Genomic DNA, 1312 nt, shown 5'->3' on the forward strand with positions numbered 1-1312 from the left:
CCGGCGGCGGGCTGGGGATGGTCCGAGCGGTGGGCGGCGGCGCGGGTTTCTTCCTCGGCTGCGGCCCGGGGCGGTGGCATGCGCTCGCGCAGGGCCGCTTCGCAGCGCAGCGCGGCGGCGTCGGCCCGGGCGCGCTGGGCCTGGGCACGGTGGGCGCGGGTGAGGCGGTTCAGGCGCAGGACGCATGCTGCGGCTCGTGGTGAAGTGGGCCTGCGGTCGGCGGCTGCGAGTTGGTGCTGCGTGCACGGGGTCCCGGAAGCAGTGGCGGTCTGACCTGCGGTAGCGGTGAACTGTCGGCATGAGACAGCGCCGCAGGCGTCCGTTACGGACAGCATCCCGCCGCATTCCCCAGCCCAGGAGCGCCCCTGATCGAAGACCCGCCGAAGAGCAGGCTGCACCGTCCTCGGACGCGACGACTGCGCCGTCCGGCCCGCCGGGCGCCTCGGACGAGGGTCGGCAGCGCGCAGGGCGGAGCTGGCTTCCGTGCTGCTGGCGTCCCTCGCGGCCGTGGTCGGCCTGTGGTACTCCAGCAGCCAGATCCGCGACGAGCTCTCCCTCAACCGCGAGCAGCTGCGCACCGCCCAGGAAGCCCAGATCACCGCTCAAGAAGCGCAGGTCACCGCGCAGGAAGGGCTGGTCACCGACCGGTACACCGCCGCGGTGACGAACCTGGGGGATGAGGCTGTCAGCGTCCGTCTGGGCGGCGTCTATGCCCTGCAGCTCCTCATGACGGACTCGCCCCAGATCCAGCCCATCATCACCGGGATCCTCGCTGCTCACGTCCGTGACGCACCACCGCCCCCGGAGGAAGGCTCCCCCGAGGCTGACGTGCAGGCAGCGTTGGACGCCTTGGTGACCCGAGACCGCCAACACGACAGCACCGACAGCACAATCGTGGACCTGCACAGAGCCCACCTCGCCCACGCCGACCTGTGGGTGCGGATCTGGCCGGGGCCGACCTGTGGGTGCGGATCTGACCGGGGCGGTGGTGTCGGTTGATCAGCTGGTCTCTGCGTTGATCACGTCGGAGACGGTCCTTCCGGAGGAGTTGAGGGACGACCCGGCGCTTCAGGACCGGATCGCGGAAGTTGAAGCACCCGAGTATGAGCTGGAGTAGTCGCGGGATGGCTGGGGTTGGTGTGGTCAGGCTGCGGTGGTAGGCGGGGCGCGGTCCGGCGTCGCTCGACCGGCCGGGACACGTGGTGGTTCAGCGGGTCCGCCGGCTGCCGGGGTGCTGGGTGGGCGGGTGGCCGGCGGCGGGCTGGGGATGGTCCGAGCGGTGGGCGGCGGCGCGGGTTTCTTCCTCGGCTGC

The 1312-nt window shown here is 71.9% G+C and carries 1 protein-coding gene and 1 pseudogene; both read left to right on the forward strand.

Annotated elements, in window-relative coordinates:
• A pseudogene (locus BM242_RS29925) lies at positions 1-203 on the forward strand (hypothetical protein); the annotation flags it as partial.
• 280 nt (positions 204-483) lie between these two features.
• Complete coding sequence (locus BM242_RS28295) at positions 484-999, forward strand: hypothetical protein (protein ID WP_093841803.1); 516 nt, start codon at positions 484-486, stop codon at positions 997-999.
• The last annotated feature ends 313 nt before the right edge of the window (positions 1000-1312 follow it).

The organism is Streptomyces aidingensis (assembly GCF_900112355.1).
Classification (GTDB): domain Bacteria; phylum Actinomycetota; class Actinomycetes; order Streptomycetales; family Streptomycetaceae; genus Streptomyces; species Streptomyces aidingensis.